This is a genomic window from Sporomusa acidovorans (assembly GCF_900101845.1).
GTDB lineage: Bacteria > Bacillota > Negativicutes > Sporomusales > Sporomusaceae > Sporomusa > Sporomusa acidovorans.
In genome coordinates this window covers 67545-84788 of sequence record NZ_FNAM01000018.1, presented here as the reverse complement: position 1 = coordinate 84788, position 17244 = coordinate 67545, and the positions used below count along the sequence as shown (strand labels likewise).

The window sequence follows — 17244 nt, the reverse complement described above, 5'->3', positions numbered from 1 at the left end:
AGCAAATGGTTATGAATATGATTAAAGCAGTTTCTATTTATAAGCAGTTTAATCAACTTGAGGTACTAAAAGGCATATCACTGGCAGTGGACAAAGGCGAGGTAATTGCCATTATCGGTCCTTCGGGCTCAGGGAAAAGTACGTTTTTACGCTGTCTGAACAGGCTGGAAACCATTGACCGGGGAACTATCGAAATTGAAGGCGATGTGTTGGCGACTGATCACGGTGAGGGGAAAGTCAATTACGCTGCCGAGACGGAGGTTAGAAAAATCTGCCGGCGGATGGGAATGGTGTTTCAGCAATTTAATTTATTTCCCCATCTGACCGTGTTGGAAAATCTCATTGAAGCACCCATTACCGTCAAAGGCATGAGGCAAGAGGCGATTGTGCCTAAGGCCGAGGATCTGCTGCGCAAGGTCGGACTGGCGGAAAAACGGGACGTGTATCCGTCCAGGCTGTCTGGCGGCCAAAAGCAACGGGTAGCCATTGCCAGAGCACTGGCGATGAATCCGGATATTATGCTGTTTGACGAGCCGACATCGGCGCTTGACCCGGAGCTTACCGGCGAGGTCCTGAAAACCATGCGCCAGCTGGCGGAAGAACATATGACTATGATTGTTGTTACTCACGAAATGGCTTTTGCCCGGGAGGTGGCCAACAGGGTCATTTTCATGGATAACGGTGAAATTGTGGAAGAAGGGCTGCCGGCAACCATCTTTGGCTCACCGTCGCAGCCGCGGACAAAAGCCTTTTTAAACAAGGTATTGTAAATTTTTTAGATGCTATATAAATAAAAGCGAGACTGCCTGGACGGTTCACAGTGATTTGCGAACACATGAGCAGTCTCGCTTTTTTGTTTGGCCAATGGATTCATTCAAAGAAGCGGGAAAGCTTTACGGTTTGATCGTTTCCTTGTAAACTTGCTTCCCGTCTTTCATTTCAATGATGACTACGCCGCGGACAGCATCGTGCGTAGCGTTTAATTTCATTTCGCCGCTTACGCTTTTAAAGCTTTGAGTTGCGGCCAGCGCCTCACGAATTTTATTGGGATCAGTGCTGTTCGCGCGGGTAATGCCGTCAACCAGCAGATAGGCGGCATCATAACCCATGGCCGCCATGGAATCCGGGATTTGACCGTATTCTTGCTTGTAGGCTTCCACGAAAGCGTTGGAGGTGGGGTTTTTATCCTCTACGGAATAAAAATTCGTAAAGTATGTATTGTTTAATGGCTGCGGACCGCCAATTTCCACTAATTTAGGCGAATCCCAGGCGTCTGCTCCCAGAATCGGCACCGTTATACCCAGCTCGCGCGCCTGTTTGACAATTTTGCCGACGTCTTCATAATAGCCGGGAATGTAGATCAGATCAGGGCTTTGGGCTTTAATTTTGGTGAGGATGGATTTAAAATCCTGGTCTTTCTGGAGGTAGGCCTCTTCAGCAAGGATTTGGCCGCCTCCTGCCAGGAAGGTTTCTTTAAAAATCTGGGTTAACCCTTTGCTATAGTCACTGGAATTATCCGTCATAATGGCGGCCTTTTTGGCTTTCAGGCTGTTTAAGGCGAAGTTGGCACCCACTGTGCCTTGAAACGTGTCAATAAAGCAAGCCCGGAAGGTATAATCTTTTACTTTACCGGTTTGATCATTGATGGTAACTCTGGGGTTGACAGTGGCGGCGGCAACAAAAGGAATTTTGTTGGCTTCGGCCACAGCCGACCCGGCAATTCCACAGGAACTGACGGTAAAGCCAGTAACTGCGATTACTTTATCCTGGGTAATTACTTTCGACATAGCATTGGTTGATTCGGAAGGTTCACCTTTATTATCGGCAATAACCAACTGGATTTGTTTTCCCAGTAGGCCCCCTTTGGCGTTGATTTCTTTGAAAGCCAGTTTGGCGCCGTTGGCGGCGGAAGTTCCGTAAGAAGCCGTATTACCTGTTAACTCGTAGACCATACCAATTTTGATGTCTTTGCTTTCACTGCTCCCGCAGCCGGCAACCAGACCGGTAATTAGGATAAGAATAAGTACAAGGTAACCAATGTAACGAAATCTCTTTACCATTATTACCCTCCTATGCATTATTAAAAAATAACGGAAAAATAGTAAAATTATTCTATTTTTTTAAACATTTGTCTCCACCTCACATAATTAAATTAGCATATTGCTGAATATGGTAAAATTATAACGCTAACATGTAAACTGGTGCAATAGGAAAGGACTTGTAATAAAAAAGTATACAATCCGCAAAATATGCGCAGCAATGGGCAAAACAAAATAATTGTCGATTGGTGAAAATGTTATAGCGGTTAGGCCTGTTTATCTGGGGCATTCCTTGTTGACGGCGAGGACAAAAATCCCTAATTATAGGAACAATACAGAGTAAAAACAAAAAAATAGACATAAAAAAGGATTTTGACAGTTATGGGAACCTTACGCTAAAATAGAAAGGTATTGCTACATATTTAATTAAGGAGCAAAAAATGAGTGTTTTAACTGTTGATAATGTATCTCACGGTTTTGGTGCCCGCGCCATCCTTACGGAGGCTTCCTTCCGCCTGTTGAAAGGTGAACATGTAGGTCTAGTTGGGGCTAACGGCGAAGGAAAATCAACCTTTTTAAATATTATTACCGGCCAATTGACACCGGATGAAGGCAAAGTGGAGTGGTCTAATCGCGTTACTGTCGGTTATCTTGACCAGCATTCTGTTTTGACTAAGGGAAAAAGCATCCGTGAAGTATTGCGGGAAGCTTTTCAAAAGATGTTTGACATGGAAACCGAGATGCTGGGGTTGTATGATAAAATGGGCGAAGCTTCTCCGGAAGAAGTAGAAAAAATGATGGAAGAAGTCGGCGAAATCCAAGACATGCTTGAACATGGCGGCTTTTACACTATTGACGCCAAAATTGAGGAAGTGGCGAATGGCTTGGGGCTGGGGGATATCGGGCTTGAACGGGATGTGACTGATTTAAGCGGCGGCCAGTGCACCAAGGTGCTCTTAACTAAGCTGCTTTTACAAAATCCCACTATTCTTATTCTGGACGAACCTACAAACTATCTTGACTTTGAATATATTGAATGGCTGAAGCGTTATCTCAAAGAGTACGAAAACAGCTTTATTCTTGTTTCCCATGATATTCCGTTTTTGAATGAAGTAGTGAACGTCATCTACCATGTGGAAAATGCTATACTTACCCGTTATACGGGTGACTACGAGCAATTTCGGCAAATGTATGCTATGCGCAAGAGCCAGGAGGCCAAAGCCTACGAACGGCAGCAGCAAGAGGTTGACCGTCTGGAGGACTTCATTGCCCGCAACAAGGCGCGGGTTGCGACCCGGGGGATGGCGAACAGCCGTCAAAAGCGACTGGATAAAATGGAAATACTGGAAAAGCCACGGGAGAAGCCGAAACCTACCTTCCAGTTCCGCGAGGCACGGACACCTGCCCGGTTTATCGTTGAGGCCAAGGGTTTGGTGCTGGGCTATGATGAGCCGCTTACCAAGCCGGTGGATATTGTGCTTGAACGCGGGCAAAAGGTAGCCATCAGAGGCGTTAACGGTTTGGGGAAATCGACATTATTGAAAACCTTGCTGGGGTTTATCCAGCCTGTTGCCGGTACGGTTGAACTGGGCGACTATCTGCAGCCCGGCTACTTTGAACAGGAATCCAGCCGTAATAACAGCCGGACTGCCATGGAAGAAGTATGGGACGAGTTCCCCGGTTTGACTAATTTTGAAGTAAGGGCCGCACTGGCGCGCTGTGGTTTGACAAACGAGCATATCACCAGTCAAATGATGGTGTTAAGTGGTGGCGAAAATGCCAAAGTGCGGTTATGCAAGCTTATGCTCAAAGACATTAACTGGCTGGTGCTGGACGAACCCACCAATCATCTGGATGTTGAGGCCAAAGCCGAATTAAAACGGGCACTTGTCGAGTATAAAGGTACGGTTCTCCTGGTGTCGCACGAACCTGATTTTTATGAGGATTGGGTTACGGCTGTCTGGAACGTGGAGGACTGGACGACAAAGATTGTGTAGCTACTCATGTATTCCTGGGTTTTACTAGTTTATTCAAAAAGCCATTCCAATCTTGGAATGGCTTTTTTGCATAACAAATTATTAAGAGATTAGTAACATTTCCCCAATAACAAAATCAGTGAAAACAAAGATCCAATCATCAAATAATATAACCTGTCAAATATATCTTACAAAATATATTTGACAGGTTATATTATATAAGATACAATATAGACAGATAAATGCAAAAATAAAAACAATTTAGACTTGGGAGGGGATGTTTTAGACATTATACGAACAAGCTTTTCGATAAAAGGAAAAACTACAAAAAGGGGGCAGGGTTAATGGATGATCAACAACAAAATGCGAACAAAAAGCAAATGATGAAAGTTGTTCTTGGTAGCTATGCAGGGGCCTTAATGGAATGGTATGACTTTTTTATTTATGGAACAGCGTCCGCCTTGGTGTTTAATAAATTATTTTTTCCACAAATGGATGCGGTAATGGGAACAATTTTAGCCTTTGCTACCTTCGGCGTCGGTTTTGTTGCCAGACCACTAGGCGGTATTATTTTTGGACATTACGGAGATAAAATAGGCCGCAAGAAAATCTTAATTATGACGATAATGATTATGGGACTTGGTACTTGTTTTATTGGATTATTACCAACCTATAATCAGATTGGCATATGGGCACCAATTTTGTTGACGATAATGCGTATCCTGCAAGGAATTGGCCTTGGCGGTGAATATGGCGGCGCAGCACTCATAACAATCGAGCATGCGCCCCGTAGCGAGCGTGGCTTTTGGGGAAGTTTACCTCAGTCTGCTACTTCGGGGGGAATATTGTTAGCTACAGGTGTATTTGCAATCATTAGTAAGATGCCGGAAGCCGACTTATTAAGCTGGGGCTGGCGGATTCCCTTTTTAATTAGTGTTGTGTTATTGATTCTCGGCGTGTTTATTCGTTCGAATGTATCGGAAACCCCTGAATTCGAAAAAATGAAAGCAAAGAACAAGGGCTCGAAGATTCCTCTGTTTGAGTTATTTAAGAAATATCCTAAAAACATCATGATTGCTTTTGGCGCACGTCTAGGGGAAACCGTATCTTCCAATATCTTAAATGCATTTTGTATTGCCTATATCAGCAATAATTTGGGAATGTCGAAAAATGATGCGCTAACAGGCATATTGATTGCATCTATTATTGGTATGTTTATCTGTCCGCTATTTGGTTATATTTCGGATAAAATTGGTCGCCGGCCAGTATATATGGCGGGCGCTGGATTTTTAACACTGTTTGCCTTTCCGTTTTTCTATCTGGTTAACATGAAGGACATGAATATATTATGGATAGCTATTATTTTAGGTTATACATTTGGACCGACGTTGATGTTTTCCGTGCAGTCAGTATTTTTCTCTGAATTGGTTGGCACGCAAGTAAGATACAGTGGATTATCAATTGCTTATCAAGGCTCAGCAATAATTGGCGGATTTACACCGTTAATCGCTACAACCTTATTGGCTACCGGCGGTGGTCAGCCCTGGCATGTAGCCGGCTATCTCTGTGTGATATCGTTATTGTCCTTTATTTGTACTTATCTGGCAGCCGAAACCTTTAAGAAAGACGTATCGGAAATGGAAGACGAAGAAGCGAGTATTTGAACGGGGGGATAATTATGCGTGAGGCAATAATTGCCAAACCTAAAGTTATGGAAATAAGAGAAGTACCGGAAGTGACCCGCACGCCGGGGTATGCAATCATCAATGTGGAATTTTGCGGCGTTTGTGGTTCAGAGTTGCATGTATATTTGGGAAAACATCCCAAAGTTAAGCCGCCGACGGCTTTTGCCCCTGGACACGAGGCCTCCGGCATTATTGTGGATATTTCTGAGGGTAACCACGATTTCAAAATTGGGGATAAAGTTGCTATTGTGCCGCTGGTAGGTTGCCAGGAATGCGTGTATTGTCAGAACGGTTATCCCAATTTATGTGTAAATCGGCGGGTTATCGGGTTCCAAATGCCAGGCTGCTTTGCCGATAAAGTGGCTGTGCCGATAGAAAATCTAGTGCGGTTGCCGGAAGGATGCGATGCAATTGACGGAGCTTTACTAGAACCGATGGCGGTTGTGGTACATAGTGTGGCATTATTAAATCAAGTACCTTATAAAGCCTCGCAGGCTATTATTACCGGGGCAGGAACGATTGGACTAGCAATAGCCTTATATTTAAAGCAGTTTCATAATATGACAGTGCATATCGTGGAAGTAAATAAGCAAAGAAAAAAATTAGCAGAAAAATTAGGCTTGCAAGTACATGAAAGCGTGCAGGATATTTCCCTGGGCGGAATGCGGCCTGTGATATTTGAATGCACCGGTAACAAAGCTGTTTTAAATTCAATAATTACCTGTGACCCGGCTCCGGAAGTTTTAGTTATTTTGGGAACGTTTGACCGTAGTGAAGAAGTTAATCTATTTGAATTATGCAAGCGGGAAATAATGGTGATCGGCAGCCAGATGTACGTTAAATCCGATGTTGAAAAAGCTGCGCAAATAATGTCATCGCCATTCAAAAATGAATTGCGTAAGATTGTTTCAGATAAACTATTCTCTTTAGATGAAATTCAGGAAGCTTTTGAGGAAGCTCTGGGCGGCGTAAAAGGGACAAAAGTATTAGTAAAAGTTAAAAAAGGATAACACACAATTTATTAGCATACTTTGTTGCCTGAAAATCTATTTATGGATTTTCAGGCAGTCGGGTATTTACTGGAGACTTGGAGGCTAGTAAAGTGGTTATCGATTTAGCGAACGATTGCATTGCCATTTCGGTAAAGTCAAAAGGCTCGGAAATGTGCAGCTTGAAAAAAAATAATACGCAATATATATGGCAGGGAGATCCAACACATTGGCCGTGGCAGGCACCTGTTTGTTTTCCGATTGTAGGCGTCTTAGCAAACAGTTTCTCCCCGTTTTCACATAATGAGTAATTTGTGTTAAAATAGGTATAAAAGATTTATAATAAATGCAGATATGTGAGAAACGAAAGGGTAGATTGCCGAATGTCGCTTGATAAGGAAGTTCCGGTACAGCTACATTATCAGCTAACCAATGAATTACGTAATTGTATTGAAAAAGGTCATTGGAGTATTGATGATATTTTTCTGACTGACAGAGAAATTATGGAAAAATATAATGTAAGTGGCACTACTGTCCGCCGGGCAGTAAAGCAATTGGTTAAAGAGGGCTGGCTGGAACGTAAGCCGGGAAAAGGAACATTTATAAGAAAAGAACAACTAAACGAGTCTTTAGGTCGACTTACCGGCTTTTTCGAAGAAATACGGGCTAAAGGGTTTATTCCCAGTGCCGAAATTTTTTCATCTAAATTAGTAAGCGTAAATTCTAAGTTACTTAATCAATTTCCGGCATTGGAGGCTTTTCAAGAAAATGAATTAGTCATGTTTGAGAAGTTACATAAGTGCAATGACAAGCCGTTAGTTTATGTGGAAAGTTTTTGGCGAGCTAAATATGGACAGAAGATGTTAGAAGATGACTTAGCTTTAGAAGGTTTGTATGAAATGGCCGCAAAAAAGCTGAATTTAAATTTAACAAAGGCAGATCAAACTATTTCGGCAGGCGCGGCTTCTGAGAAAGTAGCGCATATTTTGCAAATAAAAAAGAAAGATCCTGTTTTAATCATGGAACGTTTTGCTTATGTGGAAAACGAACTGGTGGAATTTTCTTATAACATATACAGATCTGACCGTTATCGTTACCAAGTTGTACTGCATAATGATCGGCCAAATGGAGAAATGATTATTGTTCCCTAAGAATGTATATATAGATTAGGGGAAACGCAATTTTTAGTGAAGCTTTTTTTATTTTTTTTACCTTCAAATATATCTTATAGAATATATTTTACGAGAACTTTATTATAAAAAAACGGAGGGTTACTATGTCAATTGCAACACTGAGAGAAGTGCTTAAGACAGGTCACGACAGGGGGGCAATAGGGGCATTCAGCACATATGACTTATTTACTGCGCAGGGTATCATGAACGGTGCTGAAAAAGCGGGCTTGCCGGTAATTGCTATGATAGGGGCACCTGTACTTAATAAACAGGGCAATGAGGAAATTGGGAGGCTTATGGTCAGGCTGGCTGATAAAGCCAAAGTACCGGTAGTGGTATTTCTTGACCATGCAAAAGACTTTGAAAGCTGCATGAAGGCGATACGCCTTGGTTTTAGTGCGGTAATGATTGATGGTTCGCATTTATCATTTGACGAAAATGTTCAGTTAACAAAAAAAGTAGTAACAGTAGCTAAAGCTGTGGGTGTGTCTGTTGAAGGGGAAATTGGTGCCCTGGCCGGTGTGGAAGATGGTGAAGGGGTCGTAAGTTCTAAAATGACTAATCCGGATGACGTACCTCGTTTTGCTGATCTCACGGGAGTGGATGCCTTAGCGATTTCTATCGGCAATGCTCACGGGTTATATAAAGGAAAACCTAATTTAAATTTTGGCATTTTGGAAAAAAGCGCAAAATTGACCCAGACTCCCCTTGTCCTTCACGGCGGCACGGGAATAGAGAAAAAGCAGTTTGCCAGAGCAATTGACCTTGGGATTAAAAAGGTTAACATTGGTACGGAGGTTAAGTGTGCCTTTATGGATACTTTCACCAAGCTGCATAGCGAAAACAAAGAAGCTTATGATTTGGTTGGCATCCCGCAAGCGATAAAGCAGGCAGTGGCAGAAGTCGCCGAAAAAGATTTAAAGTTCTTTGCGGAGCAATGGCGGGAGTATTTGAAATAAAGGGTATACTGCGCGTACGTGGAGGTCAATATTTATGCAAGAAGTTTTACATAAAAGGGAGAATGGGAAAATTCCCAAAACAATCATAGTTGCCCAAACAGGCGGGCCAAGTGCCGTTATAAATTGTACGTTAGCTGGAATTGTTAGTAGATGCCAGGAAAATCAGGTCAAAGTTTTAGGTTTGGTAAATGCTTTTGAAGGATTATTAGCTGGCAATATAGTTGATTTAAGTGGGCTTGACGCAGAGACCATACAACGTTTATATTCAACGCCGGGAGCTTTTCTGGGGTCAAGCCGTTTGCAATTAACAGCGAGTATCTTAAAAAAAATTCCGTATCTTATAAAAAAACTTGGGGGAGAGGGCTTATTATTAATTGGCGGCAATGGAACTATGTTTGCCGCTCATATCATTAGTGAAGCTGCTAAAATGGAAAATACAGCATTACAAGTTTTAGGTGTTCCCAAAACCATTGATAATGATATCGTTGGGTTGGAACGAACTCCTGGGTTTGGCAGCGCAGCAAAATACGTAGCCCAAGCTGTTCGGGATATTGGCATTGATTTAGAAGCGATGAAAACTTTTGAACAAGTGCGTATCATTGAGGTAATGGGCAGGTCGGTAGGCTGGTTGGCAGCTGCCGCAGGACTTGCTAAAAATCATCCGGCCGCATCGCCGCATCTAATATATTTACCTGAGCAGCCGTTCGATGAAAATGAATTTATTTCGGAAATAAAGCGGGCATATGAAAAATACGGCTTTGTGGTGGCTGTTGTTGGCGAGGGAGTAAAGTATCAGGACGGAACGCCGGTAGGGGCATCTCCTTTTGCCGAATTGGATAATGGCAGTCGCATTTATGGTGGGGCCGCAAATTATCTGGCTGACTTGGTAAATAACAGGCTGGATGTTCGGGCCAGGGCGCAAGATTTGACTATGGCCCAGCGGTGCTTTAAGCTTTCCCGGTCCCCCGTAGATGAAAAAGAGGCTTATACTATTGGTCAATTAGCTGTGAACGCGTTTTTGGATGGTTGCGATGACAGTATGGTTTGTTATGGAATGAGTGAAGATACCTATTCCTTATTACCGCTTAGCGATGTGGGGGGAAAAGAAAAAAGTGTGCCAACTGCATACTATGATAAGCATACTAAACAGGTTACGCCGGCTTTTTTGGAATGGCTACGTTTAGCAGTTGGGGATTGGGACTACTCGTATTTAACATTGAGAGATATCGGCTATGAAAGGCCTCGCTAACATAAATGGACTGCGTTTATATTTTTAATAGCATGAGGGGGAGCGCGCATGAAAATCGGATATATTGGATTGGGTTTAATGGGAGGACCTTTAGCGAGAAATTTAATTCGGGCAGGACAAAATGTATTGGTATATGATTTAAATAATGATGCGATAGCACGGACTTTAGCTGCGGGAACTACCGGCAGTGCGGCTGCCAAGGCTGAAGATATGGCTGACTGTGATGTAATTTTTACAAGTCTTCCTTTACCGGTGCATATTAAAGAAGTGATGATGTCTGAGCATGGTTTGTTAACTAAAATGAAACAAGGCAGTATTTATATTGATGTTAGCACAATTGACCCTACTACTGCCGAAGAAATAGAGAATTTTGCAAAAGCTAGAGGAGTTGGTTTTGTCGGTTGCCCCCTCGGTAAGGGACCGGCACAGGCGGAAAAAGCGGAAGAACCCATTTTTGCCGGGGGAGATAAAGCAACTTTTGAAAAAGTGCTTCCTATTTTAAATAGAGTAGGAGCTCCCGTGCATTATTTAGGAGGGGTAAAACAGGCCTATGCCTTTAAAGTTATTAGTAATATGATTGGGATGACGAATCTTGCGGTTTTAGCGGAAGGCCTGCATTTGGGGAACCAAGCCGGTATTGATGCTAAACAATTCTTGGAACTGCTGGCTGAAACCGGAGCAAACTCCTTCCAGCTGCAGGTGAGAGGACCCTGGATTGTAAACAATGATTTTGCTAATCGCTTTGGCGTTAGTCTCGCCCTTAAAGATGTCCGCTTAGGCTGTGAAATGGCTGATAGTTGGGGATATGACGCCAGATTTACCAAACAAGCAAAGAAATTCTACGAGCAAGCCGAGCAGAAAGGTTTGGGTAGAGAAGATTGCAATGCTGTATATAAAGTTCTTTAAAAGATTTAAAAGTTGCTTTTTTTTGATTGGAATTGAAAAGCGGTCGGCGGAAAATGAATCATTGTAGCTTTTGTTAGATGCAATAAGAGCCCTTCCGGGTATGTTTTATGAACGGAGGGGCTTTAGCGTTTAAATATTTTAAAAGTTGTTACGAGATATATATTCCGCATTAAAGAAGTTTGCAAAATTCTTTAGCACGTTGTATATAGATGACAGAAAAACGAAGATAGGAGAATTCCATGGATGTATTAAGTGTAGTTTTATTTGGGATAGTAGTCCTCGCAACCCATTTTATGGAGGGAATAACGGGGTTTGGCTGTACGGTTCTGGCTCTTCCTTTTTGTATTGCTTTAGCAGGTATAAATGTCGCTGTGCCTGTTCTTATCGTATTAGCATGGTTACTGTGTTTTTATATTGTCGTAATTGATTTCAAAAAGATTATTTGGAAAGAATATATTAAAATAATTTCTTTCGTTATTCTCGGACTGCCGATAGGAATGTGGTTATTTACGAGCATGCCGGAAAAAGTATTGAAAACCATGCTGGGAGTCTTTATGATCGTTGTAGCACTGAGAGGCTTGTATATATCTTATGGTTCCAAGCACGAAAAAACTAATGCAAACAACGATATGAATAAGATGACGAAAGTTAAAAAATACTTACTGAATGTATTGCTGTTTTTGGGGGGGATTATGCACGGGGCTTTTAGTTCAGGCGGTCCCTTTGTGGTGATATATGCTTCGCTGGCTTTGCCGGATAAAAGCAACTTTAGGGCTACTCTTTGTGCAATGTGGGTTACTCTTAATTTAATTATGATTTTTAATAACATTAGAACAGGCGTAATGGCCGGGCCTGTTTTGGATTTGATTTTCTGGACGCTGCCATTTTTAGCAGCGGGTACACTTCTTGGAAACTATGCGCATAACAACATTAAGGGAGAAACTTTTATTAAACTTGTCTATATTGTATTGTTATTGTCAGGAATTTTCATGCTCAAATAGTACCATTTAGTAAGTATGCTCGTTTTAGAGAACTCGTCAGTAAATATAATATAAGGTAATTTTACTTCTTCATGACATTTGGTGCCAGTTCATTAAGGGAACAAAAACCCGAGTAGATACACAGTAAAAGATAGAGCTAGGAAACTCCTGCCATAAAATACAAGGCAGGAGTTTCCTTTGTGGAAAAAGAAAAAAAGAGACTGTTATCACAGTCCGATGTATTGTTGGTTATTGGTAGAAGTTTTTTGGCTTTTTTCCATAAAAAATGTCTTTTCGACAGGCGCGCGGCTATGGTATAATTCGAACTATGAGTTAAAAAAAATATCGAACGTTCGGTTATGGAGGATGGAAATTGTTCACATTGCGTACAGTAGCGCAACCGGATACACTGGAAGCTGCTTACAAACTAGTAACGGAAAAAAGAAACAATACCATACTTGGCGGCTGTGCCTATCTCAGACTGGGCTCGCAAACCATTCCTGTGGGGGTGGATTTGTCGAAGCTGGGTTTACAATATATTACGGAACACAGTAGCACCATTGAAATCGGGGCTATGACCAGCTTGCGGGAAGTGGAAACCCACGCCGCCGTAAAAAACTGCGGAGCCGGTCTGTTGTCCAAAGCAGTGGCCAATATTGTCGGTGTGCAGTTTCGCAATATCGCTACCGTTGGCGCGTCTGTTTTTATGCGCTACGGTTTTTCCGATTTTCTCACCGCTCTGCTGGCGCTTGATGCCGAAGTTGAATTGGTGAAAGGCGGGCGGATGAGCTTAATCGCTTTTTTGGACAGCCCCCGCACCAAGGATATACTAACCAAAGTCATCATTCGCAAATGTAACGGGCATGCGGCTTATCAGGCTTTGCGCAACTCAGCGGCCGATTATCCTTTGCTGACAGTCGCCGTATCCCGGCTTGACGGCAAGTGGCGGATTGCTGTGGGGGCGAGGCCGACCCGTGCCAAGCTGGCGGCGCAGGCTGCCGCCCGGCTGGAAAATGCCGGCCAGGAGATTACTGCCGCTGTCACGGAAGAGGCAGCGCGGCTGGCAGTAAGTGAGCTGCCTTTTGGCAGCAACCGGCGGGCCTCGGCCGCATACCGCCAGGCTGTGGCTGAAACTCTTATTAAGCGGGCCATCGCGGAGGTAGCAGCATGCAAATAGCAGTCATCATTAATCATCAGCAATTTACCCTGGAAGTTCAGCCTGACGATTTTCTCGTGGACACGCTGCGCGCACAGGGCTTATATAGCGTTAGAAGAGGGTGTGAAACTTCCAGTTGCGGCTTATGCACCGTTTGGCTTAACGGGAAGCCGACCCTGTCGTGCTCGCTGCTGTCTTTTCGTGCTGCTGGCCAGCATATTACGACAATCGAGGGCCTTCGCTCCGAGGCGGAAGAGTTTGCCCAATTCATGGCGGCAGAGGGAGCGGACCAGTGCGGTTATTGCAGTCCCGGTTTCATCATGACTGTACTGGCGATGAAGCGGGAATTGGTTAATCCCACAGAAGCAGATATGATTCATTACTTGACAGGCAACCTGTGCCGTTGTACCGGTTATCAGGGGCAGCTCAGGGCAGTCAAGAAATACCTGGGGGTGTAGGATCATGAAGTATGTCGGTAAAGCCCTGCCCAAAACAGATGCTCTCGCCATCAGTACCGGCAAGCCTGTCTATACGGAAGACTTAGCGCCGGACAATGCGCTGGTGGTAAAAATTCTGCGCAGTCCCCATGCTTTTGCCAGAATCAAGTCTATTGATACAACAAAAGCGCACTCGGTCAAAGGGGTCGAATGCATTCTTACCTATAAAGATGTGCCGCAGGTGCGCTTCACGCTGGCCGGGCAATCCTATCCCGAACCATCGCCTTATGACCGGCTGATTCTTGACCAGGTCGTCAGGTATGTTGGCGATGAAGTGGCTATTATTGCCGCTGCTGACGAACGGGCTGCCAATGCGGCAATGAAGCGAATTAAAGTAGAGTATGAGGTTTTTGAGCCGGTGCTTGAGTTTGAGCAAGCCATTGGCCATGCCTCGGTTGTTCATCCGGAAGCGGATCTTTCCTGCAATTTTGATATCGGCATGGATAAGGCGCGCAATATCTGTTCTTCACATATCCTGGCAGAAGGCGATGTCGAGCAGGAACTGAAAAAATGCGACATTGTTATTGAAGAAACCTATTATACACAGGCGCAGGCACCGGCGATGATGGAAACTTTCCGCGCGTTTACCTATCTTGACCATACCGGCCGGCTGGTAGTTGTTAGTTCCACGCAAGTTCCTTTCCATATAAAGAGGCAGGTGGCGAGGGCGCTGGAATTGCCGGCCAGTCAAGTGCGGGTTATCAAGCCGCGGATTGGCGGCGGCTTCGGCGGCAAGCAGACGGGGTCAGGCGAAGTATTTACCGGACTGGTTACCCTTAAGACCGGTAAACCCGCCTTTTATATCTATAACCGCAGCGAAACTTTTAGCTGCACTACCAGCCGTCATGCCATGCGGCTCAAGGTCCGGCTGGGCGCCGACAAGGAAGGGGTTATCCGCGCTCTGGATATTGAGAATTTGTCCGATACCGGTGCCTATGGCGAACATGCGCCAACTACTTTTGCCGTATGCGGCGATAAGACATTGCCGCTATATAATAAAACCAGGGCGGTTCGCTATCATGGTCATGCCGTATATACCAATAAAATGCCGGCAGGGGCGCTCAGAGGATATGGCGCTACACAGGGAACCTTTGCCCTGGAATCGACTGTTAACAAACTGGCGGCCAAGCTTGGCATGGACCCCGCCGAACTAAGACTGAAAAATTTAATTAAAGAAGGCGAGACCTCCCTTGCTTTTCATGGCAATGTGCTTGGCAGCTCGGCTTTAGATCGTTGTATTGAAAAAGGCAAAGAACTGATCGGCTGGCAGGATAAATATCCCCGTAAACAATTGCCCAACGGCAATATACGCGCCGTCGGCATGGCTGTTACCATGCAAGGGTCCGGCATTGCCGGGATTGATACGGCTTCCGCCTCCGTTCGTCTGAACGAGGACGGCAGCTATTGCCTGCTGATCGGTTCAACCGATATGGGGACAGGCAGTGATACCATGCTGGCGCAGGTTGCGGCCGAGGTGCTTGCTATGCCGCCGGAAAAGATCATTGTCCATGCTGCCGATACGGATATTTCCCCGTATGACCCCGGTTCTTACGCCTCAAGTACGGCCTATGTGACCGGCATGGCCGTATTACGGGCCGCGGAGGACCTGAAAAAGCAAATCATTACCCAAGGCGCACGCATGCTGGAAGTTGCTCCCGCACAAGTTCAATTTGACGGACAGCAGCTTACCGCCCCGTCAGGCCGGGAGATCAGCATTAAAAAACTGGCGGAATTGCTGGTTGTGGGGACGGGAAACTGTCAGTTGGTGGGCAATGCCACCTATGGTTCACCCATATCGCCACCGCCTTTTGTGGCCGGCTTTGTGGAGATTGAACTGGATCCGGGAACCGGCAAATTTGAGATTATCAATTACGTAGCTGTTGTCGATTGTGGCACCGTGCTTAATGCCAATCTGGCTAAGATCCAGGTAGAAGGCGGCATAGCCCAGGGTATCGGCATGGCCATGTATGAGGAAGTCCGCTATGACGATCGCGGCAGGATGAAGACCAATAATTTTATGCAATACAAGATTCCCTGCCGGAAAGATGTTGGCAAAATTACCGTGGCCTTTGAAGAAAGCTATGAGCCGACCGGCCCGTTTGGTGCCAAGTCCATTGGTGAAGTAGTCATCAATACACCGTCGCCGGCAATTGCGCAGGCAATTTACAACGCTGTGGGCGTCAGTATCGCCAGTTTGCCGATTACTCCGGAAAAAGTATTTATGGGAATGAAAGGAGCTATGATTCATGCAAAACAATCAGATGAAACATCCGGTTGATGAAATGCTGCCGTTGGGTCAGCTCTTTACCTATGGTTTGCAGCATGTCCTGGCAATGTATGCCGGAGCGGTGGCTGTGCCGCTTATTATTGCCAATGCTTTGGGCTTAAGCAAAGAACAGCTAATTTACCTGATTAACGCTGATTTATTTACCTGCGGCATTGCGACGCTGATTCAAACCTTGGGCTTTTGGAATATGGGTATCAGAATTCCGATTATTCAGGGAGTAACATTTGCCGCGGTGACACCGATGATTATTATCGGCAAGACCCATGGACTGACAGGAATTTACGGTTCGATTATGGTGGCCGGTCTGGTTACCTATTTAATGAGTCCTTATTTTAGCCGTCTTATCCGCTTCTTCCCACCGGTCGTGACCGGAACTATCATAACCATTATTGGGGTTACGCTTATGCCGGTCGCTGTCCGCTGGGCCGCCGGAGGGAATCCGGCCGCTAAGGATTTTGCTGCCTTTCCGTATATTTGTATGGCATTGATTACCTTGGTGCTTGTATTATTTCTCTATCGCTATTTTAAAGGTTTTTTAAGTAATATTGCCGTTCTTTTGGGACTTATCGTCGGCACGCTGATCGCTATCCCGTTTGGCATGGTCAATTTTTCGCAGGTTTCCACTGCTGCCTGGCTGGGAATTACCACGCCGTTTGCTTTCGGACTGCCGACTTTTGATGCGGCGTCCATTATTGCCATGGTGCTGGTTATGCTGGTTGTAATGACGGAAACGACAGGCGATTGTATTGCCGTGGGTGAAATCATTCAAAAGCCTATTACCCAGCAAGACCTGACCCGGGGGCTGCGTGCCGATGGCTTTTCCACCATTCTGGGCGGTATTTTGAACAGTTTTCCCTATACTGCATTTGCCCAGAATGTCGGTTTGGTCGGTTTGACGCGAGTCAAGAGCCGGTTTGTTGTGGCTGCAGCCGGCATAATTCTCATTGTTTTGGGATTATTCCCCAAGGTGGCCGCCATTATTTCCGCTATTCCCAACCCGGTCCTGGGCGGCGCCGGTATTGCCATGTTTGGCATGGTAGCTGCCAGTGGCATCAAAACGTTATCCAAGGTTCAATTTGATGGTACCCATAATATCATGGTGGTTGCCATTAGTTTGGGTGTGGGGATGATCACGCTGGCTGTGCCTAACTTCTATCAAAATTTTCCTAGCTGGGCGCAGGTTATTCTCCACAGCGGCATTACGGCCGGCAGTGTGGCGGCCATCCTTCTCAACGCAGTGCTAAATGGTACTGATCAACCGGCCAAAGCTGATATTGGCAAGCAGGAATACATTGGCTAAATGGCGAAACAATAGAGGCGACAACTGCTTAATGTGGTTGCCGCCCTTA

General features: G+C 44.8%; 14 protein-coding genes. 13 read left to right on the top strand and 1 reads right to left on the bottom strand.

All coding sequences use genetic code 11. The features are described 5' to 3' along the window. Positions 1 to 11 precede the first annotated feature (11 nt). Positions 12 to 770: an amino acid ABC transporter ATP-binding protein gene (locus tag BLR65_RS13815; RefSeq protein ID WP_093794769.1), complete on the top strand. Its 759-nt coding sequence runs from the start codon at positions 12 to 14 to the stop codon at positions 768 to 770. Between the two features lie 123 nt (positions 771 to 893). Here BLR65_RS13815 and BLR65_RS13810 read toward each other — a convergent pair whose 3' ends face one another. Continuing rightward, the gene (locus BLR65_RS13810) at positions 894 to 2060 is read right to left on the bottom strand and encodes an ABC transporter substrate-binding protein (protein ID WP_093794768.1); all 1167 of its coding nucleotides are present in this window, start codon (positions 2058 to 2060) and stop codon (positions 894 to 896) included. Positions 2061 to 2479: 419 nt separating this feature from the next. On the opposite strand from BLR65_RS13810, the gene BLR65_RS13805 reads away from it, so the two are divergent. The 12 genes from BLR65_RS13805 (at position 2480) to BLR65_RS13745 (ending at position 17195) form a co-directional block, all read left to right on the top strand. Next, on the top strand, positions 2480 to 4036 hold the full coding sequence (locus BLR65_RS13805; RefSeq protein ID WP_093794767.1) for an ABC-F family ATP-binding cassette domain-containing protein: 1557 nt from the start codon (positions 2480 to 2482) through the stop codon (positions 4034 to 4036). 323 nt (positions 4037 to 4359) lie between these two features. Continuing rightward, entirely contained in the window at positions 4360 to 5679 is a 1320-nt protein-coding gene (locus BLR65_RS13800) for an MFS transporter (protein WP_093794766.1), read from the top strand. 14 nt (positions 5680 to 5693) lie between these two features. Continuing rightward, complete coding sequence (locus BLR65_RS13795; RefSeq protein WP_093794765.1) at positions 5694 to 6710, top strand: zinc-dependent alcohol dehydrogenase; 1017 nt, start codon at positions 5694 to 5696, stop codon at positions 6708 to 6710. Between the two features lie 362 nt (positions 6711 to 7072). Then, positions 7073 to 7840 carry a GntR family transcriptional regulator gene (locus BLR65_RS13785; RefSeq protein ID WP_093794763.1) on the top strand — a complete coding sequence of 256 codons (768 nt, stop codon included), beginning with the start codon at positions 7073 to 7075 and terminating at the stop codon, positions 7838 to 7840. 125 nt (positions 7841 to 7965) lie between these two features. Beyond that, the gene (locus tag BLR65_RS13780) at positions 7966 to 8820 is read left to right on the top strand and encodes a class II fructose-bisphosphate aldolase (RefSeq protein WP_093794762.1); all 855 of its coding nucleotides are present in this window, start codon (positions 7966 to 7968) and stop codon (positions 8818 to 8820) included. 34 nt (positions 8821 to 8854) lie between these two features. Further along, complete coding sequence (locus BLR65_RS13775; protein WP_093794761.1) at positions 8855 to 10069, top strand: diphosphate--fructose-6-phosphate 1-phosphotransferase; 1215 nt, start codon at positions 8855 to 8857, stop codon at positions 10067 to 10069. A gap of 48 nt (positions 10070 to 10117) precedes the next feature. Continuing rightward, the gene (locus BLR65_RS13770; RefSeq protein ID WP_093794760.1) at positions 10118 to 10975 is read left to right on the top strand and encodes an NAD(P)-dependent oxidoreductase; all 858 of its coding nucleotides are present in this window, start codon (positions 10118 to 10120) and stop codon (positions 10973 to 10975) included. A gap of 239 nt (positions 10976 to 11214) precedes the next feature. Further along, positions 11215 to 11976 (top strand): sulfite exporter TauE/SafE family protein, encoded by a 762-nt coding sequence (locus BLR65_RS13765; protein WP_093794759.1) that lies wholly within the window; start codon positions 11215 to 11217, stop codon positions 11974 to 11976. A 352-nt stretch (positions 11977 to 12328) separates the two neighbouring features. Then, complete coding sequence (locus BLR65_RS13760; RefSeq protein ID WP_093794758.1) at positions 12329 to 13132, top strand: FAD binding domain-containing protein; 804 nt, start codon at positions 12329 to 12331, stop codon at positions 13130 to 13132. After that, positions 13123 to 13569, top strand: coding sequence for a (2Fe-2S)-binding protein (locus tag BLR65_RS13755; RefSeq protein WP_093794757.1), 447 nt, complete (start codon positions 13123 to 13125; stop codon positions 13567 to 13569). Before BLR65_RS13760 ends, BLR65_RS13755 begins: the two co-directional genes overlap by 10 nt. Positions 13570 to 13573: 4 nt before the next feature. Next, complete coding sequence (locus BLR65_RS13750) at positions 13574 to 15886, top strand: xanthine dehydrogenase family protein molybdopterin-binding subunit (protein ID WP_093794756.1); 2313 nt, start codon at positions 13574 to 13576, stop codon at positions 15884 to 15886. Further along, positions 15855 to 17195 carry a nucleobase:cation symporter-2 family protein gene (locus BLR65_RS13745; RefSeq protein ID WP_093794755.1) on the top strand — a complete coding sequence of 447 codons (1341 nt, stop codon included), beginning with the start codon at positions 15855 to 15857 and terminating at the stop codon, positions 17193 to 17195. The genes BLR65_RS13750 and BLR65_RS13745 overlap by 32 nt, the downstream gene beginning before the upstream one ends. The last annotated feature ends 49 nt before the right edge of the window (positions 17196 to 17244 follow it).